General features: G+C 64.9%; 25 protein-coding genes. 13 read left to right on the forward strand and 12 right to left on the reverse strand.

The window, feature by feature from the left end; genetic code table 11:
- The first annotated feature begins 81 nt into the window (after nt 1-81).
- From FFS37_RS01700 to FFS37_RS01710, 3 genes are read left to right on the forward strand one after another with little or no spacing between them, the layout of a single operon-like run.
- The gene (locus FFS37_RS01700) at nt 82-1,524 is read left to right on the forward strand and encodes a GMC oxidoreductase (protein ID WP_137929192.1); all 1,443 of its coding nucleotides are present in this window, start codon (nt 82-84) and stop codon (nt 1,522-1,524) included.
- A gap of 13 nt (nt 1,525-1,537) precedes the next feature.
- Entirely contained in the window at nt 1,538-1,987 is a 450-nt protein-coding gene (locus FFS37_RS01705) for a hypothetical protein (RefSeq protein ID WP_137929193.1), read from the forward strand.
- A 43-nt stretch (nt 1,988-2,030) separates the two neighbouring features.
- Complete coding sequence (locus FFS37_RS01710) at nt 2,031-3,110, forward strand: glycosyltransferase (RefSeq protein ID WP_137929194.1); 1,080 nt, start codon at nt 2,031-2,033, stop codon at nt 3,108-3,110.
- Nucleotides 3,111-3,129: 19 nt separating this feature from the next.
- Here the strand turns inward: FFS37_RS01710 and FFS37_RS01715 are convergent, their stop codons facing one another.
- Nucleotides 3,130-4,152 (reverse strand): phosphoribosyltransferase family protein, encoded by a 1,023-nt coding sequence (locus FFS37_RS01715; RefSeq protein ID WP_137929195.1) that lies wholly within the window; start codon nt 4,150-4,152, stop codon nt 3,130-3,132.
- Nucleotides 4,153-4,204: 52 nt separating this feature from the next.
- A complete protein-coding gene (locus tag FFS37_RS01720; RefSeq protein ID WP_137929196.1) occupies nt 4,205-5,701 on the reverse strand; it encodes a lipopolysaccharide biosynthesis protein in 1,497 nt (498 codons plus the stop codon).
- Between the two features lie 185 nt (nt 5,702-5,886).
- Here FFS37_RS01720 and FFS37_RS01725 point away from each other — a divergent pair, with 185 nt between their 5' ends.
- From FFS37_RS01725 to FFS37_RS01750, 6 genes are all read left to right on the forward strand, one after another.
- Entirely contained in the window at nt 5,887-7,059 is a 1,173-nt protein-coding gene (locus tag FFS37_RS01725; protein ID WP_137929197.1) for a glycosyltransferase family protein, read from the forward strand.
- A 15-nt stretch (nt 7,060-7,074) separates the two neighbouring features.
- Nucleotides 7,075-8,064, forward strand: coding sequence for a glycosyltransferase family 2 protein (locus FFS37_RS01730; protein WP_137929198.1), 990 nt, complete (start codon nt 7,075-7,077; stop codon nt 8,062-8,064).
- The gene (locus FFS37_RS01735; RefSeq protein WP_137929199.1) at nt 8,064-9,014 is read left to right on the forward strand and encodes a glycosyltransferase; all 951 of its coding nucleotides are present in this window, start codon (nt 8,064-8,066) and stop codon (nt 9,012-9,014) included. The genes FFS37_RS01730 and FFS37_RS01735 overlap by 1 nt, the downstream gene beginning before the upstream one ends.
- Complete coding sequence (locus tag FFS37_RS01740) at nt 9,004-9,972, forward strand: glycosyltransferase family 2 protein (protein ID WP_137929200.1); 969 nt, start codon at nt 9,004-9,006, stop codon at nt 9,970-9,972. The genes FFS37_RS01735 and FFS37_RS01740 overlap by 11 nt, the downstream gene beginning before the upstream one ends.
- Nucleotides 9,973-10,046: 74 nt before the next feature.
- Nucleotides 10,047-10,943: a UTP--glucose-1-phosphate uridylyltransferase gene (locus FFS37_RS01745; protein ID WP_137929201.1), complete on the forward strand. Its 897-nt coding sequence runs from the start codon at nt 10,047-10,049 to the stop codon at nt 10,941-10,943.
- Between the two features lie 239 nt (nt 10,944-11,182).
- A complete protein-coding gene (locus FFS37_RS01750; protein WP_137929202.1) occupies nt 11,183-13,567 on the forward strand; it encodes a polysaccharide biosynthesis tyrosine autokinase in 2,385 nt (794 codons plus the stop codon).
- A gap of 57 nt (nt 13,568-13,624) precedes the next feature.
- Here the strand turns inward: FFS37_RS01750 and FFS37_RS01755 are convergent, their stop codons facing one another.
- The gene (locus tag FFS37_RS01755; protein ID WP_137929203.1) at nt 13,625-14,707 is read right to left on the reverse strand and encodes an acyltransferase family protein; all 1,083 of its coding nucleotides are present in this window, start codon (nt 14,705-14,707) and stop codon (nt 13,625-13,627) included.
- A gap of 131 nt (nt 14,708-14,838) precedes the next feature.
- The gene (locus tag FFS37_RS01760) at nt 14,839-16,746 is read right to left on the reverse strand and encodes a propionyl-CoA synthetase (RefSeq protein WP_137929204.1); all 1,908 of its coding nucleotides are present in this window, start codon (nt 16,744-16,746) and stop codon (nt 14,839-14,841) included.
- Between the two features lie 84 nt (nt 16,747-16,830).
- On the opposite strand from FFS37_RS01760, the gene FFS37_RS35990 reads away from it, so the two are divergent.
- The 4 genes from FFS37_RS35990 to FFS37_RS01780 all read left to right on the forward strand — a co-directional run bounded on the left by FFS37_RS35990 (nt 16,831) and on the right by FFS37_RS01780 (nt 19,423).
- Nucleotides 16,831-17,235: a hypothetical protein gene (locus FFS37_RS35990; RefSeq protein WP_210240427.1), complete on the forward strand. Its 405-nt coding sequence runs from the start codon at nt 16,831-16,833 to the stop codon at nt 17,233-17,235.
- Between the two features lie 461 nt (nt 17,236-17,696).
- A complete protein-coding gene (locus FFS37_RS01770) occupies nt 17,697-17,981 on the forward strand; it encodes a PqqD family protein (protein WP_137929205.1) in 285 nt (94 codons plus the stop codon).
- Between the two features lie 12 nt (nt 17,982-17,993).
- Nucleotides 17,994-18,428: a lasso peptide biosynthesis B2 protein gene (locus FFS37_RS01775; protein ID WP_137929206.1), complete on the forward strand. Its 435-nt coding sequence runs from the start codon at nt 17,994-17,996 to the stop codon at nt 18,426-18,428.
- Entirely contained in the window at nt 18,425-19,423 is a 999-nt protein-coding gene (locus tag FFS37_RS01780) for a phosphoenolpyruvate carboxykinase (ATP) (protein WP_137929207.1), read from the forward strand. Before FFS37_RS01775 ends, FFS37_RS01780 begins: the two co-directional genes overlap by 4 nt.
- Here FFS37_RS01780 and FFS37_RS01785 read toward each other — a convergent pair.
- The 8 genes from FFS37_RS01785 to FFS37_RS01820 all read right to left on the reverse strand — a co-directional run bounded on the left by FFS37_RS01785 (nt 19,411) and on the right by FFS37_RS01820 (nt 26,560).
- Nucleotides 19,411-20,433, reverse strand: coding sequence for a nucleotidyltransferase family protein (locus FFS37_RS01785; RefSeq protein ID WP_137929208.1), 1,023 nt, complete (start codon nt 20,431-20,433; stop codon nt 19,411-19,413). The two genes, FFS37_RS01780 and FFS37_RS01785, sit on opposite strands and share 13 nt — an antisense overlap.
- Nucleotides 20,434-20,502: 69 nt before the next feature.
- Nucleotides 20,503-21,489: a dihydroxyacetone kinase subunit DhaK gene (gene dhaK, locus FFS37_RS01790; protein ID WP_137929209.1), complete on the reverse strand. Its 987-nt coding sequence runs from the start codon at nt 21,487-21,489 to the stop codon at nt 20,503-20,505.
- 40 nt (nt 21,490-21,529) lie between these two features.
- Complete coding sequence (locus FFS37_RS01795) at nt 21,530-21,952, reverse strand: hypothetical protein (protein ID WP_137929210.1); 423 nt, start codon at nt 21,950-21,952, stop codon at nt 21,530-21,532.
- Nucleotides 21,953-21,961: 9 nt separating this feature from the next.
- Entirely contained in the window at nt 21,962-23,548 is a 1,587-nt protein-coding gene (locus tag FFS37_RS01800; RefSeq protein WP_137929211.1) for a phosphoenolpyruvate--protein phosphotransferase, read from the reverse strand.
- Nucleotides 23,532-23,834 carry an HPr family phosphocarrier protein gene (locus FFS37_RS01805; protein ID WP_137929212.1) on the reverse strand — a complete coding sequence of 101 codons (303 nt, stop codon included), beginning with the start codon at nt 23,832-23,834 and terminating at the stop codon, nt 23,532-23,534. The genes FFS37_RS01800 and FFS37_RS01805 overlap by 17 nt, the downstream gene beginning before the upstream one ends.
- 21 nt (nt 23,835-23,855) lie before the next feature.
- Nucleotides 23,856-24,245 carry a dihydroxyacetone kinase phosphoryl donor subunit DhaM gene (gene dhaM / locus FFS37_RS01810; RefSeq protein ID WP_137929213.1) on the reverse strand — a complete coding sequence of 130 codons (390 nt, stop codon included), beginning with the start codon at nt 24,243-24,245 and terminating at the stop codon, nt 23,856-23,858.
- Nucleotides 24,242-24,844: a dihydroxyacetone kinase subunit DhaL gene (gene dhaL / locus FFS37_RS01815; RefSeq protein WP_137929214.1), complete on the reverse strand. Its 603-nt coding sequence runs from the start codon at nt 24,842-24,844 to the stop codon at nt 24,242-24,244. Before dhaL ends, dhaM begins: the two co-directional genes overlap by 4 nt.
- Nucleotides 24,845-24,916: 72 nt before the next feature.
- Nucleotides 24,917-26,560 (reverse strand): dihydroxyacetone kinase subunit DhaK, encoded by a 1,644-nt coding sequence (locus tag FFS37_RS01820; protein ID WP_137929215.1) that lies wholly within the window; start codon nt 26,558-26,560, stop codon nt 24,917-24,919.
- Nucleotides 26,561-26,612 lie beyond the last annotated feature (52 nt).

A 26,612-nucleotide genomic window follows, 5' to 3' on the forward strand; every position in this document is an offset into this window, starting at 1 on the left:
GGCACGCGCGGAGACGTTCGACAACGGAGCGGATGGGGCAACCACGACGAGCGCGCGCGGCGCGCAAAGGAGTTGCAGCTGATGGTGCTGGACGTAAAGCCAGAGCAAATAACCAGGGATCATTTCGATGTCGTTGCAATCGGATCCGGCTTCGGTTCGGCTTTCTTCCTGCATGAGTTCGCCAAGCGTCGCAAAGCGCGCGTTCTGGTCCTGGAATGGGGCCGGCACAACACGCATGAATGGCAGCTCGGCCAGAACGCCAACACCGACATAGACGACGAGACGACTTACAGGACCAATTCCGACAAGCCATGGAACTACACGATCGGGCTGGGTGGCGGCACCAATTGCTGGTTCGCCCAGACGCCGCGGTTCCATCCCAATGATTTCAGGCTGAAAAGCACCTATGGCATCGGCAATGACTGGCCGATCAGCTACGACGACGTCGAGCCGTTCTACTGCGATGCCGAGGAGATCATGTCGATCTCCGGTGATCCCGACATGGCGGCGATGCTGCCGCGCTCGAAGCCGTTTCCGCAGCCCCCGCACCGTATGTCGACGCCGGACCGGATGATGAAGGCGGCCCAGCCCGATCAGCATTTCGTCATGCCGACCGCGCGCGCCCGCGTTCCGACCGCGCAGCGCAGCTCATGCTGCGCCAATCTGCGCTGCTGGCTGTGTCCGGTCGATGCCAAGTTCACCGTCAACAATGGCCTGATGCATGTCTTCGAGCATCCCGATGTTTCCGTCTGCCTCGGCGCGGAAGTGCGGCGGCTCGATCATGCCGGCGGCGCGGTGCGTTCGGTCACCTTCGTTCATGACGGCAAGGAATATCAGGCCAGCGGCGACCTCTTCATTCTCGGCGCCAATGCCATCCAGAGCGCGGCGATCATGCTGCGGTCCGGCCTGGGCGATGAATTTGTCGGGCGCGGCCTGCATGAATCCTACGGCTGGAATTTCGAGGTCTATCTCGACGGCGTCGACAATTTCGACGGCAGCACCATCACCACTGGATTGAATTTCGGCCTCTATGATGGCCCGCACCGGTCCGAGCACGCGGCGGCGCTGGTCTATTTCGAGAACCGCTGGCAGCACGGGATGCGAGCCGAAAAAGATCGCCTGCGCCAGACGTTGCCGCTGGTCGTGGTCACCGAAAATCTGCTCGACCACGAGAATTTCGTCACGCTCGATGAGGACGACAATGCCTTCGTGTCGTTCAAGGCGCCGTCGGACTACGCGGTCAAGGGCATGGCCCGGGCGCTCGACAAATTGCCTGGACTGCTGGCGCCGCTGCCTGTCGAAAGGCTCTTCGACCGTGGCATCCGGCCGACCGAGTCGCATGTCCAGGGCACACTGAGGATGGGCACCGGCCCGGCGGATTCGGTGATCGACAGCGACATGATCCACCATCGGCTGAGAAACCTGGTTGTCGTCGGCACCAGCACCTATCCGAGCTGCTCCTGCGCCAACCCGAGCTTGACGGCGGCGGCGCTGTCCTTGCGGGCGGCGAGCCGTATCGCGTGAAGGGAGACATCGAATGATCGAAGTCACACGGCGTTCGGCTCTGGCCATCATGGCGGGTGGCGTCGCGTCGACAGGCGTTGCCTACGCGGCCGTCTCCTCGTTTTCGGACGAGGACCTGATAAGCGTGACGCTCGAAAAATACCTCGGCAGGCTGAACATCCGCAAAGAGCACCTGGAACAGTTCGTACTGGAGTTCCGCAACCGCAATCCCTGGATATTTCCCAGCGAAAAACTGAGCAACGCCATCACCTTGCTCGAGACCGCGAAGCTTGGGCGCGCGCGCGAATTGCTGCCGAGGCAGAAGCGGCGCGATCTCCGGCATTTCGACCGCTGGGTCGTCGCCGAATTCCACATGCTGACGGATTATGCCTGGCGCAGCTCGCCCAACGATCCGATCCGGTTCACCGGATGGCAGTCATGCACCAATCCGTTCGCGACGCTTGATCCGCCCCAGAGCGCCTGAGGTGCAGGGGCAGCACACCAGAATCCGACAAGGAGCCGGTACGATGAAAGTCCTTTTCGCCAGCGGCAACGGTTATCCGCCCGAGTTCGGCGGCGGCGTCCAGTCGAGCACCCATCATCTGGCCGAGCAACTGATCGAGCACGGCCATGAGGCGGGCGTGCTTGCCGCCCTTTTTGGTGACGGCATGTTCGGGCTCAAGGCGCGGGCCAAGATGAAGCTGCTGCGCCAGCCGGCCGTCGTGGACAGCCACCCCGGCTATCCCGTCGTGCGCAGCTGGTTTCCCTGGGACGCGGCCGGCTTTGCCGTCAAGAAGCTGAAGCCCGACGTGGCGGTGGTGCAGTGCCACAAGTCGGTTCCGCTCGGCAAGGCGCTGCAGGCTCTGGGCGTGCCGCTGGTCGTCTATCTCAGGAATGTCGAGTTCCACGAACTGGGTGGCGATCTGCGCGAACTGGATTCGGCGCTCTACATCGCCAATTCGGAATTCACCGCCCGGACCTATGGCAGGGAATTCGGCATCGAGGCGGTGGTGATCCCGCCGACCATCAACCCGATGCAATACAGCACGCCGACGACCGGCCAGTTCGTCACCTTCATCAATCCCTACGAGGAAAAAGGTTTCGAGCTGGTGGTTCGCATTGCCGGGGCATGCCCTGAAATCCCGTTCCTGTTCGTCGAAAGCTGGAAGCTGGAGGACGATCATCGGGCGCGCATCGAGAAGATCATCGCGCCGCTTGGCAACGTCACGCTGGAGAACCGCACCAACGACATGAAGACGGTCTATGGCCGCACCCGTATCCTGCTCGCGCCTTCCAAATGGGAAGAGGCCTGGGGCCGGGTCGCGTCGGAGGCTCATTGCAGCGGTATCCCGGTCGTCGGTTCCCGGCGCGGTGGCCTGCCCGAGGCGATCGGCCCCGGCGGCGCGGTGCTCGACTACGACGCTCCGCTCGCCGACTGGGTCGCCGCGGTCAGGCTGCTGTGGAACGACAACAAGGAATACGAACGGGTCTCGAACCTCGCGCGCTTCTTCGCGGCGCGTCCGGAACTCGATCCGGATCGCCAGTTCGTGACCTTCTTTTCGATACTGGACAGGGCGGTGCGGCAACGCGCCCGTGAGGCCGCGTAGCAACCCCGGTCGGGATTGATCAGGCCGGGCGCTTGACCCGGCTTTTCAGCGTTTCGTAGCCACGGGCGCCGAGCAGGGCGCGGGCCAGCGCCTTGGCGGTGCTCTTGCGGCCTTCCCGCGAGTTGATCTGCCTCAGCCTGGCCGGCAGGTTGCGTGCCGCCTGGCCGAGCGCGGGCAACGACAGCGCATCGGGAAAACTCACAATATGCGTTTCGACGCACAGCACCGGCTTGCCGGACAGCTCGGTGATTCTCAACGCCTGCGCGTGCTCGCTTTCGATGAACAGGATGGCATCCGATTTGCGGTAGAAGTCGGCCTTGAAAGAGCCGTGCGCGCCCAGCCGCTGCCGTTCTGCCTTGCTTGGCAGGTCGAGCATGATCAATTGGTCGTACTGGATGCCGTTCCTGGCCAGCCAGGCCTCGGTCAGCGCGCGGTATTTCTCCAGCCGGCTGGTGACCAGCCAGCCGATCCTGTGGGTCGGGGCATGAAGCGGCCGCGCCTCGGCGAGGAATTTCTCATAGGCCGGGCCGTCGTCGTTTTCGGCCTCCGTCGGATCGAGGCACAGCACTCCGTCGATGTCGACGCAGCATTGCCCCAGGAATTTGTGATGCATGAAATTCCACTGGAACATGCGCGGGTGCAGGACGACCTCGAAGACGATGTCGGTTTCCGGATGCTCAGGCTCCAGGCCGAACACGGCGGCATAGGAGAAGTCGCCTTCGATGCCGGCCGCCTCGATGCGGGCGCGGGCGTCGCGCATGGCGTTGCCGCCGGCGATGCTGTCGTCGATCACCAGCACCTTGCGCATCTCGCAGACCTTACGGTCGAGCGCGGCGCGGCGCTTGGTGATGCCCGACGTGTAGATCCTGCCTTCGAGGAAGGAATCTAGGTCGGTCATCGGAATGTTGGCCGCGAGACTGACCAGCGTCGCCGCCAGAACGCCGCTTCTCGGCACCCCGACCACGAGGTCGATGTCGCGTGGCAACCGATGAAGATTGCTGACGATCGCGTCGTTCATGTCGGAGATCGATCGGTAGTTCATGGATCAGACCTGCTCCTTGTGTGGGCGTCCTTAACGGAGAAAGGCGCCGGAATTATTGCGCCTCGCGCGGTGTTGCCGCCGGCTGCCTTGCCGGCAGCATTTTCAGGGCTTCGCGCAAGGCCTCCCTGCCGGACGCGAAGGCCAGCGCGATGAGGACGGTGATGGCGTAGGCGAGCACGGCGCCGCAAGCGAGCGCGACGACATGCTGCTGCGGCAGCAGCGGTTTGACCAGCCAGACCGCCGCCAGCGCCAGATGCGCGCCGAGCACGAAAGGCGTCGCGGCATGAAGTATATGGCTGGCCCGCAGCGGTCCGCTCTTGCCGACATAGAGCCACAGGAAGGGCGTGCGCAGATATTCGCTCACCGCATAGGCAATCGCCACGCCGAGCGCGCCATAGGGCAGGCCGAGCGCGAAGGCCAGAACCGAGGTCACGGCCGTGATGATGCCCCAGCGCATGAAGTCGCCGGAGCGGCCCTGGCTGACGAAAAGCCATCCGGCCGGATTGTTGAGCGGCTGCAGCAGGCCGGCAAAGCCGAGCGCCAGGAAGATCGAGGCGCTTTCGCGCCACTGCTCGCCGAGCACGAACGGAATAAGCACATCCGACATCGCGGTGGCGAACGCCACGCCTGGCAGCGACACCAGAAGGATCAGCGGCATGACGCGCAGATACGCGCTGCGGTAGCGATCCGGCTCGTCCTTGAGCCGCGACAGCGCCGGCACCATCACCTTCGACAGCGGATTGGTGATCTGGCTGAGCGGGAACAGAAGCAGCTTGTAGGCACGGTCATAGAGGCCGAGCTGAGCCTCGCCCCAGTATTTGCCGATCAGCACGTTATCGAGGTTGCGGGCGAAGAAATTGGCGAAATTGAAGCCGGTGATGCCGGCGCCGAAATTGATCAGCTCGCTGATGCCCGCGACCTTGCGCGGCATGCCGGGCCGCCAGCGCGAACTGGCCCAGTAGCACACGGTTGGCAGCACAGCGCCGGTCAGCGTGCCGGCGAAGAGCGCCCAGTAGGAGCGGTCGATGAAGGTCCAGCCAATCGATACCGCCAGTCCCGCGACCGCGCCCACGACATCGATCGCCGCCAGCCGGGTGAACTGCATGCGCCGCGTCAGCAGTGCCAGATGCTGGGCACCGAGCCCGTAGGCCATGATCTGCAGGCCGAGCGCCGCGACCAGGCCGGCCACGCGCGGCTCGCCGTAGAAGGCGGCGACCAGGGGGGCCGCGCCCGCGAGCACGCAGGCCAGCACGGCGCTTACGGCGACATTGATCCAGAAGAGATAGTTCACCTCCTCGTGCCGGATGCCCGTTTTCTGGATCGTCGCCTGGGTCAGGCCGAAATCCTGGAACAGCGCGATGAAGGCAAGCACCGGCGCACACATCGCCACGACGCCGAAATCCTGCGGCGACAGGAGCCGTGACAGGACGATGACCGATATGATCTGTGTGGCGACCCGCACCGATTGCGACAACGCCGTCACCACGGCGCCGCGGCCCACGGACTTGCGCAGCGAGCCTTCTGGCGGATCGAATGGGTTGGCTTCCAAATTCAGGATTCCTGATTTTCGCGCGGAGTTCGGCACCCCGAAATCCACAACCACCGCCGACCCCAAACTACGGCAATAATTTTGCAGTGCAACAGAAAACGTGGAGCGTCGCGCCAAAAATGTTGCGATGCAGCAAGAGCTGTACTAGCATCCCCTTGGGTGGGTCAAACAGCGGTCGAGTTTTCATGCTGCATGTCTTGTACCTCGTGCACGATGTCTCCGATCCGGCGGTTCGCCGGCGGATCATCATGCTGAGGGCAGGTGGCGCCCGGGTCACCCTGGCCGGCTTCCGCCGCACCGCGACTCCCATCGCCGATATCGAGGGATTGCGGCCGATCGATCTTGGCGCGACGCGCGACGGACGATTCGCCCAGCGCCTGACGGCGGTCGCGAAAGCATCGCTCTCGCTTCGGGCAAAGCTCGCGGGCACGCCAAGGCCCGATCTCATCATCGCGCGCAATCTGGAAATGCTGGCGCTTGCCCGCCGGGCGAGGTCTGCTTTCGGTGCCACCGTGCCGACCGTCTACGAATGCCTTGATATCCACCGCCTGGTGCTGCGCGACGATGTCCTGGGCAAGGTGCTGCGCGCCGCCGAGCGCCATCTGGCGCGGGACGTGAAGCTGCTGGTCACCAGTTCGCCCGCCTTCATCGCCAATTACTTCAAGCCGTTTCGCCAGGTCGCGGCGCCCTTCGAACTGGTCGAGAACAAATATTTCGAAGCCGCCGCGATTCTGCCCAGCGAACCCGAAGCCCTGGAAAATCCCGCGGCCCCGCCATGGCGCATCGGCTGGTTCGGAGCGCTGCGCTGCCGCCGCTCGCTCGAACTGCTGGCCGATTTCACGCGCCGCATGGAGGGCCGGTTCGAGATCGTGCTGCGCGGCCGTCCGGCGCTGTCGGAATTCCCCGATTTCCATGCCTTCGTCAATGCCGAGCCCTATTTGTCGTTTCGCGGTCCGTACCGCAATCCCGAGGACATGGCGGCGATCTACCAGGACGTCCATTTTTCCTGGGCGATCGATTTCTTCGAGGCGGGGCAGAATTCGGAGTGGCTATTGCCCAACCGCCTTTATGAAGGGTGCCGATTCGGCGCGGTGCCGATCTCGATGGGCAACACCGAGACCGGGCGGTTCCTGAAGCAGCAGGATATCGGCATCCTGTTGCCTAGCGCCACATCCGAAGCGCTCGAAGCCGCGCTCGGCAGGATGGAGCAGCACCGCTTCGGCAGGCTGAAGGCACGCGTGCTCGCGCACAATCCCAGAATGTGGAGCTACGATCGCGGCGACTGCACGGCGCTGGTCGAAAAGCTGCGCCGCCTGAGCGCCGTGCGCGAACCGCTCGCCGCCGAAGCCCTGGCATAGGATGGACAACGCCCGATGACGCAAGCGCTTGCTTCCTGCCTGATCGTGATACCCTGCCTGAACGAGGCGGCCCATATCGGGGCGCTGCTCGACCAGTTGCGGCCATCGGCCGAAAGGCTTGGCGCCAGGATCATCGTTGCCGATGGCGGCAGCACCGATGGCACGCTGGCCATCGTGGAAGAGGTCGCCGCCAGGGATCCGCGCGTCATCCTGTTGCACAACAGGCGGCGCATCCAAAGTGCTGCGATCAATCTCGCCGTCGGCACTTTCGGCGACGGTGCCGAATATCTGATCCGCATTGACGCCCATGGCGGCTATCCCGACGACTATTGCGACCGGCTGGTCGAGGAGGCGCTGGCCACGGGTGCGGATTCCGTTGTGGTTTCGATGCTGACCAGCGGCAGCGGTGCCGTGCAGAAGGCTGCCGCCGCGGCGCAGAATTCCAAACTGGGCACCGGCGGTTCCAGGCATCGCCACCTCTCCGCCGGCGAGTGGATCGATCACGGCCATCACGCGCTGATGCGGATATCGGCCTTCGGCGCGGTCGGCGGCTACGACGAGACCTTCAGCCACAACGAGGATGCCGAACTCGACTACCGGCTGCGGCAGGCCGGCTACAGGATCTGGATGAGCGGCAGGACGCAGATGGTCTACTATCCCCGCGCCTCGCTCAAAGGCCTCTATTTCCAGTATCTCGGCTATGGCCGCGGCCGCGCCAAGAATGTGCTGAAGCACCGCGTCATCCCAAAGGTCAGGCAGATGGTGCCGCTGGCGGTCTTCCCGGTGGTTCTCCTGGCTGCCTTCTCCTTCGTTCACTGGATCGCGGCGGTGCCGTTGCTGCTGTGGGCGTCGGTGTGCCTGGGTTACGGGCTGGTGGCGGCCATTCGCCAGCGCAAGGCCGATGTCGCGCTGGCTGGCGTCTCGGCGATGGTCATGCATTTCGCCTGGTCCGTCGGCTTCTGGCTGCAGCTTCTCGGCCTCGGCGCACGGCGCGGGGTTGCGTGATGGCGGTTCAGGTCGGAAACCGCGTCATCGACATCGGCGTCTGCACGTTCCGGCGGCCTGAACTGGCCGACACGCTGCGCTCGCTTGCCGCCCTGAGGATGCCGGAAGGCTTCGATGTCGGCGTCATCGTCGCCGACAATGACGATAAGCCGAGCGCGCAGGCGCTGGTGGCGGCGCTGTCACAGGAGTTGGGGTTGCCGATCCGCTACCGGCATGCGCCCGCGCGCAACATATCGGTCGCCCGCAATGCCTGCCTCGATGCCAGCGAGGCGGATTTCCTTGCCTTCATCGACGATGACGAGACGGCAACCGCCGGCTGGCTCGCCGAACTCGTGGCGACGGCCGAGGCGAGCGGCGCCACCGCCGTGCTTGGTCCGGTGCGGGCCCTTTATCGTCCCGATGCGCCCGACTGGATGCGGCGGGGCGATTTCCATTCCACCTTGCCTGTCTGGGTGCATGGCGAGATCCGGACCGGCTACACCTGCAATGTGTTGCTGCGCCTGGGAGCGGAGAGCCTGCGCGGCCGCCGCTTCAGCCTGGCGCGCGGCCAGACCGGCGGCGAGGACACCGAGTTCTTCGACCAGGTGCACAGGATGGGTGGCCGCATTGTCTTTTCGCCGGACGCATGGGTCGACGAAGTGGTCCCGCGCGCCAGGGCCGCGTTCGACTGGCTGGGCCGCCGCCGCTTCCGGGTCGGCCAGACGCACGGCCGTCTTCTCAGCCAGAATGCCGGTGGCATCGGCCTGGCCAAGCAGCTCGGCCTGGCCTCGGCAAAGGCGATCTTTTGCTTTGCCGCCGCACTTCCCGTCGTCGCCAGTCCGGTGCGCCGGAACCGCAGCGTGCTGCGCGGCATCATGCATGTCGGCGTCGTGAGCGGGCTTGTCGGCATCCGCGAGCTGCGCCTTTACGGCCAGCCTTCGCCGGGGGAAGGGGGCAAGCGTGCGGCCTGACGCGTCCCCTGTTCCCGACGTCTCCTTCGTCATCGCCGCCTACAATGCGCAGGCGACCCTTGATCGCGCGATCGCCAGCGCCATCGCCCAGAAGGATGTCGCCCTCGAAATCATTGTCGTCGACGACAAGTCACGTGATGCGACGCTCGACGTGGCGCGGGCCTATCCGGACGATATCGTGCGCGTCGTTGCGCTCGAGAAGAACAGAGGCCCCGGCGGGGCTCGCAATGCCGGCCTCGAAGCGGCCCGGGGCAGGTGGATTGCGGTTCTCGATTCCGACGATGCCGTCTTCCCCGGCCGCCTCGCCGCCATGATAGCCCGCGCCGAGAAGGCGGATGCCCAGATCGCCGTCGACAACCTCCAGGTCATCCGCGAGGACGGCATCGTCGAGGATGCCATGTTCCCCCGCCGGTACCTGGAAGGATTGCGCGAGATTTCGCTGGCCACCTACATCGGCGGCAATGTGGTTTTCGAATCCAAGTTCAACCTCGGTTATCTCAAGCCGATCTTCCTGCGTCGCTTCCTGGACGAGAACCGGCTTCGCTACGATGAGAAGCTGAGGATCGGCGAGGATTACATCCTGTTTGCCGAAGCCCTGGCCAAAGGCGGCAGATGCGTGGTCGAGCCTGAAATCGGCTATGCCTATCATATACGCAGCGGTTCCATCTCGCGCGTGCTCGAGCCGCATCATGTCGAGGCGATGCGCAAGGCGGATGCCGCATTCGCTCAAACCCATCGCATGGACGAGGCGGCCCGGGCGGCATTCGCCCGGCGCAGCCGCAGCCTGCGCAAGGCGGCCTCGTTCCTGGCGATGGTCCAACACATCAAGGCGCGGTCCCCGCTCAAAGCGATCCGGACGGCGCTCAGCGACCCGGCGGCGGTCAGGCATATGGGCATGCCGATCGCCGCGCGGTTGCGAAGAATGGCGGCACAGTTTGCCGTCGGGGTGGGGAGGTGAAGATGCAGGCACATGGAGGGATTTTTCGTGGCCTGTGAATGGACTGCAGTCGATCTCCTCAGAAGGAATTTGCGATGAAGAAAATCAGGAAGGCCGTGATACCGGTGGCGGGGCTTGGAACACGGTTCCTGCCGGCGACCAAGTCGATGCCGAAGGAAATGCTCCCCGTCGTCGACAGGCCCGTGGTGCAATATGCGGTCGATGAGGCTTTCGAGGCCGGCATCGAACACATCGTGTTCGTCACCGGCCGCAACAAGGCGGTCATCGAGGACTATTTCGACCTGCATCCCGAATTGATCGGGACCCTGGAGCAGACCGGCAAGAAGGCGCAGCTGGAATCGCTGGAAAGCCTGCTGCCGGTGGCGGGCGCCACCTCCTTCATCCGCCAGCAGTCGCCGCAAGGCCTCGGCCATGCCGTCTGGTGCGCGCGCGAGGTCATCGGCAACGAACCCTTCGCCCTGCTTTTGCCCGACATGGTCTCCTTTGGCGGGCGCGGCTGCCTGGCCGAGATCACCGACCTCCATGCCCAGACCGGCGGCAATGTCATCGCCGTCGAGCGTTGCGATCCGAGCGAGACCAACAAATACGGCATCGTCGGCCGTGGCGCCGATGTCGGCGGCGGTTTCGAGATCACGGCCATGGTCGAAAAGCCGGCGCCGGCCAACGCGCCGTCGAACTTCTACATCAACGGTCGCTACATCCTGCAGCCGGAGATTTTCGCGCTCCTGGGCAATCAGCAGCGTGGCGCCGGCAATGAAATCCAGCTGACGGACGCGATGGTCCGGCTGGCCAAGGACCAGCCCTTCTTTGCCCAGCCCTTCAACGGCCGCATGTTCGATTGCGGATCGAAGGAAGGCTTCATCCAGGCCAATGTCGCCTTCGCTCTGTCGCGCGCCGACATGAAGGGCCCGGTCTTCGAAATGCTGCGGGAGTTCGTGCGGTCGCATGAGCGCCAGGAAGAAGCCGCATAATGCCCATCTTTCGGGAGCATTGTCCGGTGGCTTACGGCGTGGGGGCCGGCAGGCTTCCCGCCATCTGGCATGGCGCTTGCGTTGCATCTGGCAATGCTCCCGATCTTCAAGGCACCTGGGAGCCAAGGCACGATCCCGAGACGCGCACCGCGATCTTCGGGAAACATCGTGCTCAAACAAACGGATAGAGCGCCGCCCCGGCCTGCCGGGGTGGTCCAGGCTCTGGAATGGGACCGAAGATGAACTATGCCAACTTTCCTCTCGACAAGAGGATGCCATTGCCGAATTCCGATGCAGGAAACGGCGAAGACTTCATCGATATCGAGCGGCTGCTTGGCATGGCCGCGCGGCAGGCCAAGGTGGTCGCCGTGTGCGCCGTCATCGGCCTTTTCCTGGGTATGCTCTACCTGCAGACCACGCCACCCAAATACCAGTCGGTCGCCAGCGTTCTGATCGACGAGGGCCTGAACAAGATCGTCGACGACATTTCGGCGGCATCGACCACGATGCAGACCGATTCGGCCATTCTGAGCCAGATCGAGATCCTGACCTCGACCAGGCTCGCCTCCGTGGTCGTCGACAAGCTCAAGCTCGACCAGAACGACACCTTCATGAACCCGCCCCAGTCGGCACTCGCCCAGGGGGTCGGTCTCATTCGCGGCGTCATCCAGTATTTTCGTCCAAGCCCCGTCATGCCGGGCGTCGGCGACATCAGCAAGCTCGACCCCGCCGCGCGCGATGCGTTGATCGCGACATCACGCCGCGACTATGCGATCCTCAAGCTGCAGAACGAAATCCGGGCGGAGCGCGTGGGACGCAGCTACGTCATCGCGCTTGGTTACCAGGCTACGGATCCGGGTCTGGCGAACGCCATCACCAAGGCCTATGCCGACGCCTATCTCGCCGACCAGCTCGATGCCAGCTTCGACGCCACCGAGCGCGCGGCGGTCTGGCTGCAGGGCCGACTGACGGAACTGCGCGAGAGCTCGCAGCAGGCATCGCTGGCGGTTGAGAAGTTCAGGGCCGAGCACGGCCTGTCCGCCAACAGCGATGGCCAGCTGATGAGCGACAAGCAGCTCGCCGACCTCAACGCCCAGCTCATCGTGGCGCAGGCCGACACGGCGCGCGCCAGCGCCCGCTACCAGCAGTACAAGCAGATCGTCGACAGCGGCTCGGACAACGCCTTCAAGGACGCCGCCATCTCGGCAGACCAGCCGAGCAGCGCACTGATCTCGACGCTGAAGACGCGTTACCTGGCGGTCGCCAAGCGGCAGCAGGATGTCGAGGCCAATTTCGGTCCCGAGCACCCCCAGGCCGTGGCGCTGGCCAAGGAGAAGGCCGACATATCGGCTCAGATATTCGGTGAGCTTAAACAGCTGACCCAAAGCTATCGCAACGAGTTTGAAGTGGCGCAGGCACGCGAGACGGCTCTGCGGGCCAACGTCGCGGCCGCGCAGGGCAAGAGCTCGATCGACAACCAGTCGCAGGTCAAGCTGCGCGACCTCGATCAGAAGGCGACCGCGCTCACCACACTCTACCAGACCTTCCTGGGCCGCTACGAGGAAGCGGCGCAGCAGCAGTCCTTCCCCGTCGGCAAGATACGCATCATTTCGGACGCCTCTACGCCGCTCTCGGCTTCCAGCCCGCGCACCGTCGTCGTGCTCGGCCTCTCGCTGGTGCTTGGCCTGCTTATGGGCGCCGGCTTCGGCGGCCTCAACGAATTCAACGAACGGTTCTTCCGCACCGGCGACGAGGTGCGCGATCGTGTCGGCCTCAAATTCCTGGGCTACCTGCCAACAATCGGCGGCAAGGCGGCGAAGGAAAGCAAGCCGGCTGACGAAGCCGACCAGAAGGCCGCCAGGTCACCGGCGGCGCTCGAAAGACGGGCGCGTATGCGGGTGAGTATCGACGCTCCGGCATCGATGTTCTCGGAAACGCTGCGCAGCGCCAAGATTGCCTTCGACGTCGTGCTTGAAGGACAGGGCAGCCGCGTCATAGGCGTCATTTCGGTGCTGCCCGGCGAAGGCAAGTCGACGGTCGCGGCCAATCTGGCCGGGTTGCTGGCCGCCAACGGCGCCAGGACGCTGCTCATCGACGGCGACTTGCGCAATCCGGGCCTCAGCCGCAGCCTGGGGATGGAAGCAGAACAGGGACTGATGGAGGCGGTGGTCAACGGCCAGACCTGGCAGTCCGTGGGGAAGATCGACAGGCAGACCAAGCTGGCGATCATCCCGGCCGTGCTGCGCGGCAACTTCTCGCACACCAGCGAGCTACTCTCCTCGGCCGGCATGCGGCGCTTCATCGAGAACGCCAAGGAAACGTTCGAGTACATCGTCGTCGACCTGCCGCCGCTCGGCCCGGTCGTGGACGCAAAGGCCTTCGCGCCGCTCGTCGACGGCTTCGTGCTGGTCACCGAATGGGGCCGCACCCCGCGCGCCATGGTGCGCTCGATGCTGGAATCCGAACCCTATGTCGCCAACAAGATCGTCGGCGCGGTGTTGAACAAGGTCGATCTGAAGAAGCTGGCCAAATACGGGTCGCTCGGCGCGTCGGAAAAATTCTTCGACAAGTACTCGACCTACTATCTCGACAAGTCGGAAGTGCGGGCAAAGGCGACGGTCTGATTGATCCGTCGTTCTTGCCGGGCCGGCCGCGTTGATCGCGGCTGGCGATGAAGCTGCTTACGCCGCCTTCAGCCGGTATCGGAAGACCGTGTGGTCGAGCAGCTGGCGGATGCGCGGTTCGGCTTGCGACGCCACCAGCCAGCTTGCGGCGATCATGGCAGCGCCGGCGATTGCCATCGACAGGAGATAAGGCAGTCCGGCACGCACCATGGCGCCCAGCATCGCTGCGCCGACGACGTCGTGGATCAGGTAAAGCGGATAGGTCATCAGGCCGATCCGGCGCCAGCCGCCCCAGCTGAGATCGAGACGCAGCGACCATGCCATCAGCGCGATTGCCACGAGGAAAATCAGGATCGGCGGCGCATAAGGCATGACCGCCCCGACCTTGATGCTGTGGACGTCGACGGAACTCGCGATCTGCAGCACGCCGCCACCGAGGAACAGCAGACAGAAGCCGAGGCGGGCCGCCGTCGCCGCCTTGAGGCGCATCAGCCACATCAGCACGCCGACGGCGAAGAAGCAGCCGTGATGCACCAGAGTGAGCTGCAGCATGCGTGTCTCGGCCAAGTCCGACCAGCCGAGCGGATAATAGAGGCACCAGAAAAGCGTGCTGACCATGCCAATGACGATGGCCACCGTTTCCATCAGGTCGAAGCGGCCGAGCCGCAGCAGCGCCCAGACGATTGCGTAGAACGCGATCTCGATGCCGAGCGTCCAGTAGACGCTGTCCACCCATGGCCCATAGGGCGCAAACAGGCCGGTCCGGACCAGCCTGACCAGCGCATCGGTCGGCCAGCTCAGGTCGATGGCGAGCAACAAGGCCGCGGTGACCGGCGCGCAGATCCAGACCGCCGGTGCCAGTCTCTTGATCCTGGCTTCGAAGAAGCGCAGCGGCGTCGATTTCTCGGCGCTGAAGGCAATGACGAAGCCGCTGATGACGAAGAAAATCTCGACGCCGACCCAACCGGATCCGACCCAGGCGCCAATGTCGGGCCGCGCCGGGATGCCGCCCGTCGCTTGGGCGGAAATACCATTGGGGTAGGCCCACACCCAGAAGCCGTAGTGGTAGACCATGACCAGAACGGCAGCGGCAAACCGCAGGAGATCGACGCCGCCAAATGTGATTTTCTGCTGAGCCATACCGCACCGCCGGATGGCCCCCCAGGGAAAGTCTAGGGTGGAATGCTGCGACGCACAATCAACGATTGCGCCTTGCGGCGATCACAAAAGTCGCCGCCCCGCAACATCCGGGAAATGGCGATGGCTGGCCGTCAAACCCCGATCCCGCGCGCCTTCATGGCGGCGGTGATTTCATCGAGTATGGCGGGATCGTCGATGGTGGCCGGCATCGTCCATTCCTCCTTGTCGGCGATCTTCTGCATGGTGCCGCGCAGGATCTTTCCCGACCGCGTCTTGGGCAGGCGCTTGATCGTCACCACCGTCTTGAAGGCGGCGACCGGGCCGATGCGCTCGCGCACCAGCGCGACGACCTCCTGCTCGATCGCGCCGCCGTCACGCGCGATGCCGGCATTGAGCACCACGAAGCCGAGGGGAATCTGGCCCTTCATCGCATCGGCGATGCCTACCACCGCGCATTCGGCGACATCGGGATGGGCGGCCAGCACCTCTTCCATGGCGCCCGTCGACAGCCGGTGTCCGGCGACATTGATGATGTCGTCGGTGCGGGCCATCACATAGAGATAGCCGTCCTCGTCGACCATGCCGGCATCCGCGGTCTTGTAGAAGCCGGGAAACTCCTCGAGATAAGCCTGCCGGAAGCGGGCGTCGGCGTTCCACAGCGTCGGCAGGCAGCCGGCCGGCAGCGGCAGCTTGACCACGACATTGCCGAGCGTGCCGCGCGCCACTTCATGGCCAGCATCGTCGAGCACGCGGATGTCGTATCCGGGCATCGGCACGCCTGGAGAGCCATATTTCACGGGCAGCAGGCCGAGCCCGGCCGGGTTGATCGTCATCGGCGAACCGGTTTCCGTCTGCCACCAATGGTCGACCACCGGGACGCTGAGTTTCTGCTCGGCCCATTTGATGGTCTCCGGGTCGGCGCGTTCGCCCGCCAGGAACAATGTGCGAAATGTCGACAGATCGTATTTGGGAACGAACTCGCCCTTGGGATCCTGCCCCTTGATGGCGCGGAACGCCGTCGGTGCGGTAAACAGCGCGACCACGCCATGCTCCGAAATCACCCGCCAGTAGGTGCCGGCGTCCGGGGTGCCGATCGGCTTGCCTTCGAACAGGATGCTGGTGCAGCCATGCAGCAGCGGCCCGTAGACGATGTAGGAATGGCCGACCACCCAGCCGACGTCGGAAGCAGCCCAGAACACTTCGCCCGGCTTGACGCCGAACTCGTTGTCCATCGTCCATTTCAGCGCGACCATGTGGCCGCCATTGTCGCGCACGATGCCCTTGGGCTGGCCAGTCGTGCCCGAGGTGTAGATGATGTAGAGCGGGTCGGTGGCCAGCACCGGCACGCAGTCGACATTGGCGCCCGCCGCCCGCTCGCGCGCCACCGCGTCGGCATAGTCGATGTCGTAGTGATCCTTCATCTCGCAGCGCAACTGGTCGCGCTGCAGGATCAGGCATCCGTCCGGTCTGTGCCGGGACATTTCGATCGCCTTGTCGAGCAGCGGCTTGTAGGCGACGACCCGCCCCGGCTCCAGGCCGCAGGAGGCCGAGATGATGAGCTTCGGTTTGGCGTCATCGATGCGGGTGGCCAGTTCATGCGAGGCAAAGCCGCCGAACACCACCGAATGGACGGCGCCGATCCGGGCGCAGGCGAGCATGGCGATCGCCGCTTCCGCCACCATGGGCATGTAGATGATGACGCGGTCGCCCTTGCCGATACCCCGGTTTTTCAGCACCGAGGTCAGCGCCACCACTTCGCGCTTGAGCTCGGCATAGGTGAATTTCTTCACCGTGCCGGTGATGGCGCTGTCGTGGATCAGCGCGATCTGGTCGGCCCGTCCGCCGGCGACATGTCGGTCGAGTGCATTGTAGCAGGTGTTGCAGGTCGCGCCGGTGAACCAGCGGCCATAGACGCCGGCAGTGGGGTCGAACACCTTGTCCCAGGGCGAATACCAGTCGATGGCCTCGGCCGCGTCGGCCCAGAATTTTTCCGGGTCGCGTTTCCAGCCGTCATAGACCTCGCGATAGCGTGAAGCCATCCATATCCTCCCCAGGAGCGATTTGCCGTCTTTGCAAACAGCCTATGCTGTTTCTTCCGGCGCTGTCTTCCCTGATTTTCGTCTATGCCGGCCTCGCTAGACCTGACATGCGTGGTGTCGTGCAGTGCGGTGCATAAGGAAGGGGAGGGCCTGCGCAATCAGGAGGCGGTCACGGCAATGCCGGCGCTGGCGCTGGCAACTGGAGTGGCGCTGGCTGTATCGACCGCAGCCGCTTGCGCCGGCGATGCCGCCGCGCGCCGCATTGTCGGTGTTTTGCCCGATGGTGCCTATTTCGCCTTCGAACAATATGGCGAACTCGACGCCGGCGCCTCGGTGCCCGGCTATTCGCAGAGCGACATCATCGACACGCGCGCGGATGAGTTTGTCGGCGGCAAACCGATCCTGATCGTCCAACCGGCCGTCATTGTCATACTGGCGCAGCGTTTCAGCCAAGGCTTCGAAGCCTCGACAGTCGCTTCATCGCCGTGACCGCGCAGGCGCGCTGAAATTCGGATTAGAGATGGCTAATATACGGAATTCGTTGGATAAATTCGAATTTCTAGATAGGCAGAGCCACAAGCATGAGGCCGACACCACCGAAGATCAAAATGGCCGCCGCAAGTGCTTTTCGATGACGCTCGAAAGTCGTCGGCGCCCGCTCCCAGTTGTAACGCATATGTTATCTCCCCAAAGCCCCGTGGAGTCCTTACCTTACCATGGGGAAGAAAAGCAACTGATATGCCGGTCGACTTGCCCGCCGATCGCGCGTAGTCGACGACTATTTCTGGGACGATTTGGCGGCCGTTATTGCTGATCCTGTTCTGGCGGTCCGACGGTGATTTGGCGGAGATACGACACTTCGCGGAGCGTCTCCCGGCCGGCAGATAGACAGTGCCCCCTCATCGCGCTATCTCGTTTCGGGGTTCTTGCATGGCTTGTTGGGGTTTGTGATGGAAATTGCCTCCGGGACTGTTTTGCGGCTGGCCGACGACGCCTCGGTCCAGCATGTCGGCGATGGCGCGGTCGTGCTTCTGGCGCGCAGCGGCCAGCTTTACACATGCAACGGCACGACCGAAGCCTTTCTGGACAAGGTGGATGGCGAACGCAGTCTCGACCAGATCGTCGGCCTGCTTTGCGCCGAGTTCGAGGTCGACAAGGACACGCTCGACGAGGACATGGCGGCGCTGGCCGCCGACCTCGTTTCGGAAGGCATCCTCGCCGCTCCGGGGGCCTGAGGTGGGCGCCTGATGGCCGATAGCCCGTTCCTGCGCGCCTTGTTTCGCTGCCATCTCTGGGCAAGCGCGCGGCTGCTGCCGATTCTTGTTGCGAACCGCAGCTTCGAGGATGTCCTGAAATGGGCGCCGCTTGCGTCGTCCACGCCTTATCGCGGCCTGCCCGCCGCCTACATCGTCGCGCGCGTCAACCGTGCCGTGCGCCGCCCCTGGCTGATGCGCGACCGCAGATGCCTGCGCGAAGGCCTGCTCGGCCACCGTTTCCTGCGCTTTGCCGGGTTCGATCCGGAACTGCGCTTCGGCGTCGATCCGAAGTCGCTGCAGTCGCCGCGCCTGTCGGCGCATTGCTGGGTCTGCCTCGATGGCAAGCCCGTGGTCAGCGACAGCCTTCCCGGCATGGTCGAGATCTATCGCCACTCCGCGAGCTCCACAAAGGTGCGCCCCGCTTGACCAGACCTTCCGCGTGCTATGACCTCAACGGCCAGCTCTTCGGCATTTCGGCGGAACGCCCGGATCTGTGGCAGGATTTGGACAGGATGCTTGCCAGCTTGCGCATCGACGGTTCGGCCGCGCCGGATTTTCATCTCGAAATAGACGAGGTGGAGATCTTGGACGAGTCGCCGCAGGGATCGCTGATCTTCGATGGTGAGATCCCGGAGGACGGCTACTGCCGGATGATCGCGGACGGCCCCAGCGTGCACCTCGTCTTTCCGGGGCGCCAGACGGTGGAGATCAACGGGACGGGTTGGGCCAGGCTCCGGATCGTGCCGGACAGCGAGGCTGCCTGGACGCCGTCCATGCTGGTGCTGGACGCAGCGCTCGACGCCGGCGGCCAGCATATGCTGCACACGGCAGGCCTGACGCCGCCGGGCCACGATGAGGTCGTGCTCATCCACGCGCCGAGCGGCACCGGCAAGACCACCACGTCGCTGGCCCTGGCAACGCAAGGTTTCGGCCTGTGCTCCGACGATGCGATGATCCTGGACGTCACGTCTGTCCCGCCTGTTGCCTGGGGCCTGCCACGCCACGTCAAGATCCACCAGAAGACCGCCGGGATGATCCCCGAGGTGGCGCCGTGCCTTGGCCCTTCCTGGGACCGCAATGGCGAACAGGCCGTCTCGTTGGAAAAGCTGGGTGGCATCGTCCGGATCGAAACCCCGACGGCCCGCCCGGTGGCGGCACTCCTGCACCTTGCACGTTCCGCCGATGCTGGGACCCGGCTCCTGCCCATGGCGCGCACCGATGCAATGGTGGCGCTGGCGATGGACAATGTCCGCACCGGCGCGACCGGGCTGCTGCCCCTGCAGAAGCGCCGGCTGGCAACGATCGGGAAGCTGGTCTCAGCCGTGCCGACCTTCACACTGGAAGTAGGGGCGCGGCCGGCCGATGCCGCCGAACTGATCCGGGCCGCCCTGGCAGCGAGAGGCTCCGCTCAGGCGACGTAAGGCCTCGCCTTTGCCAGCCGCTGGATCCAGCGGAACGCGTCGCGGCGCAGGCGCGAGCCGATCTTCTCCCTCGAATTGACCCTGAGCAGCGTATTCGTCGTGATCAGCTGCCTGGCCAGCCGTATCGACAAATCGGGCTTGATGCGCCCGGCGAGTTCGAGCGCGTGCGGCTCATCGAACAACCGGCCGGTGACGTTGAGCACGATCGCCAGTTCCAGTTCGATGCCGGTCATGCGCGCGGCGTCGAGCAGGCGCGTTTCGGATTCCGGCGAATGCAACGCCCGCACGCCTTGCAGCACGTCCACGCACAGCTGCAGCCGGTGGAACTTGTGTCCGCCGGCGGCATGCACGATGGCGATCGTCAACAGGGCGGCCGGCGTGTCCGCCGCATCGCCGTCGATGATGGCGAGTTCGCGGAAGCCCAGCGACAGGCGCCGCCGCATGCCGGTGTCATGCACTAGGTCTCCATGCAGTTCGACCAGCAGGCTGGAATTTTCCTTCTCCAGCCATTTGAATTCCTGCAACTGGTAGGATTCGGCTTCATTGCTGCCCAGCTCGAAGCCGTTTGCCGCGATCACCTTGTTTGCCCGTGCGAGGTCCGCGGGATCGACGAGGATGTCGATGTCGGTGAACGGCCTGTCGGAGACATTGCGATAGAGCTTTCGCGCGAAGACCGGTCCCTTGACGATTCGGGCCGGAATGTTCTGCGCCGCCATCCCCTTCATGATGCGGTCGCCGTGGTATTGCAGCAGCATCGACTGGCCGGTGGCGATCGTGGCCTTCTGGCGCAGATCCTCCAGCCTGGCCTCAAGGCCGGCATCCCTGGGCAGATGCGCATCGCCGCGCTCCCGGAGCTTGCGCAGCATGATCGGCAGGATGCCGTGGAACTCGGCATTGTCGAGCAGCGCCGACAGTGACTTTGCCGACGAGATGTCCTCGACCGCGCGAGCCCCGGGGTCGGCGTAGCGCAGCAGCAGTTTTTCTTCGGCGGTGGTGAGAGACGGCAGCATCGACCAGGCAGCGTTACGAAAATGGCGTTGGCCCGGGATGGTTGCAGAAAAGCCCTGTGGAAGCCAGCGCTACATGCCCCAGCGCAATGAGGACGTGTGGACAGGCGCATCCCACCAGCCCCTCATCTCGTCGTCGAGCATGGTCAGCGTGATCGAACAGCCGGCCATGTCGAGCGAGGTGACATAGGTGCCGACCAGGGAGCGGCTTATGGTGACACCGTGCTGTTCGCAGATACGGCGCGCGCTGTTGTACATCAGGTAGAGCTCCATCAGCGGCGTGCCGCCGAAGCCGTTGACGAACAGCAGGGCTGGACCTCGCGCCCTGTCGCCGAGATCGCCCAGGATCGCCGTGCAGATTTCCTCGGCGATCGCATCGGCGCCCTTCAACCTGTCGCGCCGGCGGCCGGGCTCGCCATGGATGCCGACGCCGAACTCCATCTCGCCGTCGCCGATGTCGAAGGTCGGCCGGCCGGCCGCGGGCACGGTGCCGCTGGTCAGCGCCACGCCCATCGAGCGTGTCGCGGCGTTGACGCGCTCGCCGAGCGCCTTCAGCGGCCTCAGCGCCATGCCATGCTCGGCCGCCGCCCCGACGATCTTCTCCACCACCAGCGTGCCGGCGACGCCGCGCCGGCCGGTCGTATAGGAAGAGTTTTCGACGGCGACATCGTCATTGGTCACCACTTGAAGGACGCCGTCGGACATTTCGGCCGCCATGTCGAAGTTCATGACGTCGCCCTCATAGTTCTTGACGATGAACAGGCAGCCCGCCCCCGTGTCGACGGCTTGCGCCGCCGCCAGCATCTGGTCCGGCGTCGGCGAGGTGAACACCTGGCCCGGGCATGCGGCATCCAGCATGCCGTGCCCGACAAAGCCGCCATGCAGCGGTTCGTGGCCGGAGCCGCCGCCCGAGATAAGCGCCACCTTGCCCGGCCGCAGGGTCTTGCGGCGGATGAACTTGCGGTTCTCGCCAAGCATCAGGATGTCGGCATGGGCGGCAGCGAAACCATCGAGGCTTTCGGTCAGCACCGTGTCCACCGAATTCATGAATTTCTTCACGGCCGTCTCCTCCCGAAATAGCCTGGCATCAAGGGATCAATCAGCCACTCTTGCCGGTGATGCTGGTGACCTTCTGGATGAATTCGTTGATCGCGCGGTCGAACGCCGCATTCTGCTTGTCGTCGCCGAAATCAGGCACGACAAGTGATACATGCCTTGTCTTGCGCATGCCTGCCGCGAGCGAGATCTTGCCCGGATGCGCCTGATGGTAGGCGGCAAGGAACTGGTCGCGCTCCGCCTGGCTGAAATGGCAGACGGAAAAGATAGCCGGCAAATGCTTTGACGGGATGGGGATCGAATAGGCCGGGCTCGATATCTGCGTGACGAAGCTGCGATGCTTTCCGAGCGCGTCGGCAAGACGCTGGCGCATGCCGGACGGCCGCTGGTCGATGACCTGCGACAGGATCGTCTTGTAAGCGCGGATCGCCTCCTCGGAACCGGGTTCGGGTGTGCTGTCGACCATGTAAGCCGCCTAGACCGGGACTTCTGATATGGCCGCCTTGGCCATTGCGAGCTGGGCTGGCGCGACGGACAGATCGCGCAGGCCGGCTTCGATCAGCGCCGGTATGGAGGCAGGGTCGCCGCCGGCATCGCCGCAGAGGCTGACCGCAATCCCATGCTCGCGGCCAAAGACTGCCACCGAACCGATCAGCCGCAGGACGGCGGGATGAAGGACACTGTTGAGATGCGTCACGGCCGCATTGTCCCGTGCCGCGGCCATCACATACTGCGTGAGGTCGTTGGAGCCGATCGACAGGAAGGCGACGCCGGCGAACGCCTCAGGCGCGATCGCCACCGATGGCACCTCGACCATGATGCCGAGCGGCGGCATCAGTTGCGCGACGCCGCGCGCGACAAGGCCGGCCTGCTCTTCCGCGAACAAGGCGGCCGCGCGCGCATATTCCTCGGCCATGGCGATCATCGGAAACATCACTTTCAGATTGCCGTGTACGGCCGCGCGCAGCAATGCCCTTATCTGGACGCGGAATATGTCGAGCCGCGTCAGCGACAACCTGATGCCGCGCAGGCCGAGGAACGGATTGCCCTCTTCGACCGTGAAGCCCGGCACCGGCTTGTCGCCGCCGGCATCGACGGTGCGGATCGTCACTGGTTTCGCGCCCGCCCACTCCAGGACCTTGCGATAGGCGCGATACTGCGTCTCCTCATCCGGCAGCGTCTTGCCGAACAGGAATTCCGTGCGCATCAGGCCGACGCCATCGCAGGTCGCGATATCGATGCCGTCGACATCGTCGGGGTAGGCGATGTTGACCTGGACACGCACGGCGGTACCAGCCCTGGTCTTCGCCGGCTGGGCCAGGAAGGTCCGTGCGTTGACCTGACGCCCGGCAAAGGCCGACAGCGCTTCCCGGAACGAACCGGTCTCCGTGGCTGAGGGGGCAAGGACGATACTGCCGTGTTCGGCGTCGAGCAGCGCGATGCCGGCGGGTGCTGCGGGCGGATCGACGAGCCCCACGACCATGGGAACACCGCGCGAGCGCGCCAGCATGGCGACATGGCTCGCCGCGCTGCCTGCCTTCAGTGCGATGCCGCCGCCGGCACTCCAGTCGGTCTCGAGGAACCGGGTCGGGGCGATGTCCTCGCCATACAGGATGGCGCCGATCGGCGCCGCGCCGCCACCGTCATCCGTCAGCGCGCGCAGCACCTGGTCCCTGATATCGAGCAGATCCGTGGCGCGCGCGCGAAAATAGTCCTGCTCCGAGGCCGTGTAGCCGGCGATCTCGGCATCGAGTGCCTGCCGCCAGGCGAGGTCGGCCGGCAGGCCCGAGTTGATCGCGGCGAAGGCCGGTCCGCTCAGCGCGTCGTCTTCCAGCATGGCGATGTGGAATTCCAGGATGCCGGCGGCGTCGCTGTCGGAGGCTTCAACCATGGCGACCAGCCGGCTCACCGCCTTGCCGATCGCGGCTTGCAGCGATGTCCGCTCCTCCTCGGAACTGGCCTTGCCGGCGTAGGCGGCCGGCGGCCGGTCGATGTCGAACAGCGGCCCCTCGGCGTAGCCGGCCGAGGCAGGAATGCCCTGAAGCCTAAGCGGAGCGGGCATGGTCCGCGCCTTCGTCGAAGTCGCGCCGCACCAGATCGACCAGCGCCTCGACGGCATCCCCGGCGTCGTCTCCGCTGGCCCTGATATGCAGCAGCGTGCCTTTCGGCGCTTTGGCCGCCATCACCTTGACGATGCTCTTGGCATCGAACCACGGCCCGTTGGCGGCCAGCGCAATTTCGATATCGGCGGCAAAGCTCTTGGCAAGCTTGGTGAATTTCACCGAGGGGCGCGCATGCAGACCCACCGCATGGGTGATCAGGATGGTCGCTTCGGCGCTTGCGGACATAGATCTAATGTTCCCGTTCACTCACGACGGCGACAATTCATGCGCCGTCGCCACAACTTCCCTGAGCGAGGCGCCGCCGGACGCCTCCGTCGCGGCCATGACGGCGCCCTCGACGATCGGCGCGTTGCAGACGATGATCTTCTGGGCACGTGGCTCGCCGATCATCTCCACCGCCATTTCCGAATTGGTCTCCGCGCCGCCGAGATCGACCAGTATGGCGACACCGGCTTCCGACCAGGCCTTGTCGATGGCGGCCATGATCGCCTCGACACTGGTGCCGAGTCCGCCATGGCCGTTTCCGCCGCACCATGCAAGCGGCACTTCGTCGCCGACCATCTGGCGTACCATGTCGGCGGTGCCCTCCGCGACCAGGGGCGAGTGAGACACGATCACGATCCCGACATTGCTCATGCGTCTGCCTCGATGGCTTCGCCGACGCTGCGCACCAAGAGCGCGGTCGAGCGCGCGCCGGCATCCATGTGGCCGATCGAACGCTCGCCCAGGAACGAGGCGCGGCCGCGCAGCGCCTTCATCGGCACGGTCGCTTCGGCGGCCGCATCGGCTATTTCTGCGGTTTCGGCCGCCGTCTTCCCGCCGGCCAGGGCGTCATGCACCGGCTGCAGCACATCGAGCATGGTCTTCTGGCCGACCTGCGACTTGCCGCGCGCCGCCACCGCTTCGATCGCCTTGCCGAAAGCCGCCGTCAAGCTGGCGCGATCGGGTTCAGCTGAAATCTCCTTGCCCAGCGCCAGGAACAATGTGCCGAACAGTGGGCCGGAGGCGCCGCCCACGGTCATGACCAGCTTGGTGCCGATCGCTTTCAGGGCCTCGGGCAACGGTTTTGCGCTGAAGGCGCCAGCCTCGGCTCGCACAGCCTCGAAGCCGCGCTTCATGTTCAGCCCATGGTCGCCGTCCCCGATCGCCTGGTCCAGCGCCGTCAATTCCTCGGCATGCACGGCGATGGTGTCCGCCGCAGCGTTGATCAGCCTGGCGAGATCCAATGCCGCCATGTCTCCCGAATTCCCGGTTTCAGCCTTGAGGGCAGTAACGAAAGAACGCTCATTCGACAACTCAAGCATGCGTCAGGCCGAAACAGGCTGCGCGGCTGCGGCCGCGAACACTTCGGCCACGGCGTGCGCGCCGGGGTCGACCACGCCTTGCAACTTGGTGCCGACATAGGCGGACCGTCCGGCCTTTGCCTTCTCCATCGCCGCCGTTGCCTCGGCGCCGCGCCGGGCTGACGCGGCGGCTTCCTGCAGTCCCTCGGCATCGAGCGCCTTGAGTGCCGGCTCCAACGCGTCGACCATGGTGCGATCGCCTGGTTTGGCGCCGCCGTAAAAGGTCATCCGCTCAAGCCCGGCAAGTAGCGCCTTGGCCATGCCCGCGCCACCGTCCCGTGCCTGCCCGGCGGCAGTGAAGAAGATCGACAGCAGCACGCCGCTGGAGCCGCCCATCGAAGCGCTCAATATGTCGCCTATCGCGCCAAGGGTCGCGGCGGGGTTGGCCAAGGGCAATGTATCGAGCCTCTCCAGAACGCTGCGCGCGCCCGCCGCCACCGTCGAGCCGGTATCGCCGTCGCCCGCCTTGGCGTCCAGCCCGTTCAATGCGTTTTCGAGTGAAATCAGCTTTTCGCAGACCGTGACGATCAGGTGCCTGGCTCCGGCATCCTGGCTCGGCTTGCGGGCAGCGCCTTGTCCGGCGGCCTTCGCCATGGCTACGAGCGTCGGCGCTGCAACGGGTTTTGCCGGCATCCAGGCATGCGGGCCGACCGGCGCCAGCAAGGCAGCCTCGCGCGCAGCGTCGAGCTTGATCAGCGACAGCGAGAAGCCGTTCATGTTGAGCGCCGTCATCAGCGGGCCGGGACCTATCGTCAGCTTGACGGCACCGGCCAGCGGCGAGGCGAGCACCGCGTTGGCTATGAGCGACATCTCGAGCGGCGGCACCGAGCCGAGATTGTTGATCAGCAGGGCATGGGCGGCGTTTGGGTCGAGCCGCGCCGCCAGCCGCTCCGCCATGATCGCCACCAGTCGGTCGGCACTTTGCACCGCGATGCGCTCGACGCCTGGCTCGCCATGGATGCCAAGGCCGAGCTCGCCATCATTTTCGCCGAACCGGTCTTCGTGTGGCTGGCCGGGGATGGAGCAGGACGACAGCGACATGCCGAGCGAGACGATATCTTTCGCCGCCGACCGCGCCGCCGCGGCGATCTCGGTCAGGTCACGACCTGCTTCCGACAGATGGCCGGCGATCTTGTGCACGAACAGCGTGCCGGCGACGCCGCGCGGCTGGGCAATGTCCGGCAGCGCGATATCGTCGGCGACGATCACCATTTCGACACGGAAACCTTCGGCGCGCGCTTTTTCTGCGGCGAGGCCGAAATTCAGCCGGTCGCCGGTGTAATTCTTGACGATCAGCAGGCAGCCGGCCGGACCGGTGACCGCGCGGATCGCGGCCAGCACGGCCTCGACGCTCGGCGAGGCGAAAATCTCGCCCGAGACCGCCGCCGTCAGCATGCCCTTGCCGACAAAGCCGGCATGGGAGGGTTCATGCCCGGCGCCGCCGCCGGAGACGACGCTGACCTTCGTCTTTTCCCAGCCGGCGCGCAGCACGACCTTGATCTCGGGATAGCCGTCAAGGCGCGCAAGCTCGCCTGAGCCGATCGTGCGCAACAGGCCGTCCAGCGCCTCGGTGACGATCGTTTCCCTGCGGTTGAAAAAGTGCTTCATCGAATTCGTCCCGTATCCACAATCGTCATCGAACCGGCGTCCTCAGTTGGTG

The sequence above is a fragment of the Mesorhizobium comanense genome, from assembly GCF_005503535.1.
Lineage (GTDB): Bacteria > Pseudomonadota > Alphaproteobacteria > Rhizobiales > Rhizobiaceae > Mesorhizobium > Mesorhizobium comanense.

Coding starts and splice junctions, on each gene's coding strand:
- dhaL (WP_137929214.1), bottom strand. CDS start 24,844: ATGGCGGCATTGGATCTCGCCAGGCTGATCAACGCTGCGGCGGACACC.
- FFS37_RS01700 (WP_137929192.1), top strand. CDS start 82: ATGGTGCTGGACGTAAAGCCAGAGCAAATAACCAGGGATCATTTCGAT.
- FFS37_RS01800 (WP_137929211.1), bottom strand. CDS start 23,548: ATGCCCGCTCCGCTTAGGCTTCAGGGCATTCCTGCCTCGGCCGGCTAC.
- FFS37_RS01805 (WP_137929212.1), bottom strand. CDS start 23,834: ATGTCCGCAAGCGCCGAAGCGACCATCCTGATCACCCATGCGGTGGGT.
- FFS37_RS01750 (WP_137929202.1), top strand. CDS start 11,183: ATGAACTATGCCAACTTTCCTCTCGACAAGAGGATGCCATTGCCGAAT.
- FFS37_RS01770 (WP_137929205.1), top strand. CDS start 17,697: ATGGAAATTGCCTCCGGGACTGTTTTGCGGCTGGCCGACGACGCCTCG.
- FFS37_RS01705 (WP_137929193.1), top strand. CDS start 1,538: ATGATCGAAGTCACACGGCGTTCGGCTCTGGCCATCATGGCGGGTGGC.
- FFS37_RS01795 (WP_137929210.1), bottom strand. CDS start 21,952: ATGGTCGACAGCACACCCGAACCCGGTTCCGAGGAGGCGATCCGCGCT.
- FFS37_RS01820 (WP_137929215.1), bottom strand. CDS start 26,560: ATGAAGCACTTTTTCAACCGCAGGGAAACGATCGTCACCGAGGCGCTG.
- dhaM (WP_137929213.1), bottom strand. CDS start 24,245: ATGAGCAATGTCGGGATCGTGATCGTGTCTCACTCGCCCCTGGTCGCG.
- FFS37_RS01710 (WP_137929194.1), top strand. CDS start 2,031: ATGAAAGTCCTTTTCGCCAGCGGCAACGGTTATCCGCCCGAGTTCGGC.
- FFS37_RS01785 (WP_137929208.1), bottom strand. CDS start 20,433: ATGCTGCCGTCTCTCACCACCGCCGAAGAAAAACTGCTGCTGCGCTAC.
- FFS37_RS35990 (WP_210240427.1), top strand. CDS start 16,831: ATGCCGGCCTCGCTAGACCTGACATGCGTGGTGTCGTGCAGTGCGGTG.
- FFS37_RS01735 (WP_137929199.1), top strand. CDS start 8,064: ATGGCGGTTCAGGTCGGAAACCGCGTCATCGACATCGGCGTCTGCACG.
- FFS37_RS01775 (WP_137929206.1), top strand. CDS start 17,994: ATGGCCGATAGCCCGTTCCTGCGCGCCTTGTTTCGCTGCCATCTCTGG.
- FFS37_RS01745 (WP_137929201.1), top strand. CDS start 10,047: ATGAAGAAAATCAGGAAGGCCGTGATACCGGTGGCGGGGCTTGGAACA.
- FFS37_RS01760 (WP_137929204.1), bottom strand. CDS start 16,746: ATGGCTTCACGCTATCGCGAGGTCTATGACGGCTGGAAACGCGACCCG.
- FFS37_RS01715 (WP_137929195.1), bottom strand. CDS start 4,152: ATGAACTACCGATCGATCTCCGACATGAACGACGCGATCGTCAGCAAT.
- FFS37_RS01755 (WP_137929203.1), bottom strand. CDS start 14,707: ATGGCTCAGCAGAAAATCACATTTGGCGGCGTCGATCTCCTGCGGTTT.
- FFS37_RS01725 (WP_137929197.1), top strand. CDS start 5,887: ATGCTGCATGTCTTGTACCTCGTGCACGATGTCTCCGATCCGGCGGTT.
- FFS37_RS01730 (WP_137929198.1), top strand. CDS start 7,075: ATGACGCAAGCGCTTGCTTCCTGCCTGATCGTGATACCCTGCCTGAAC.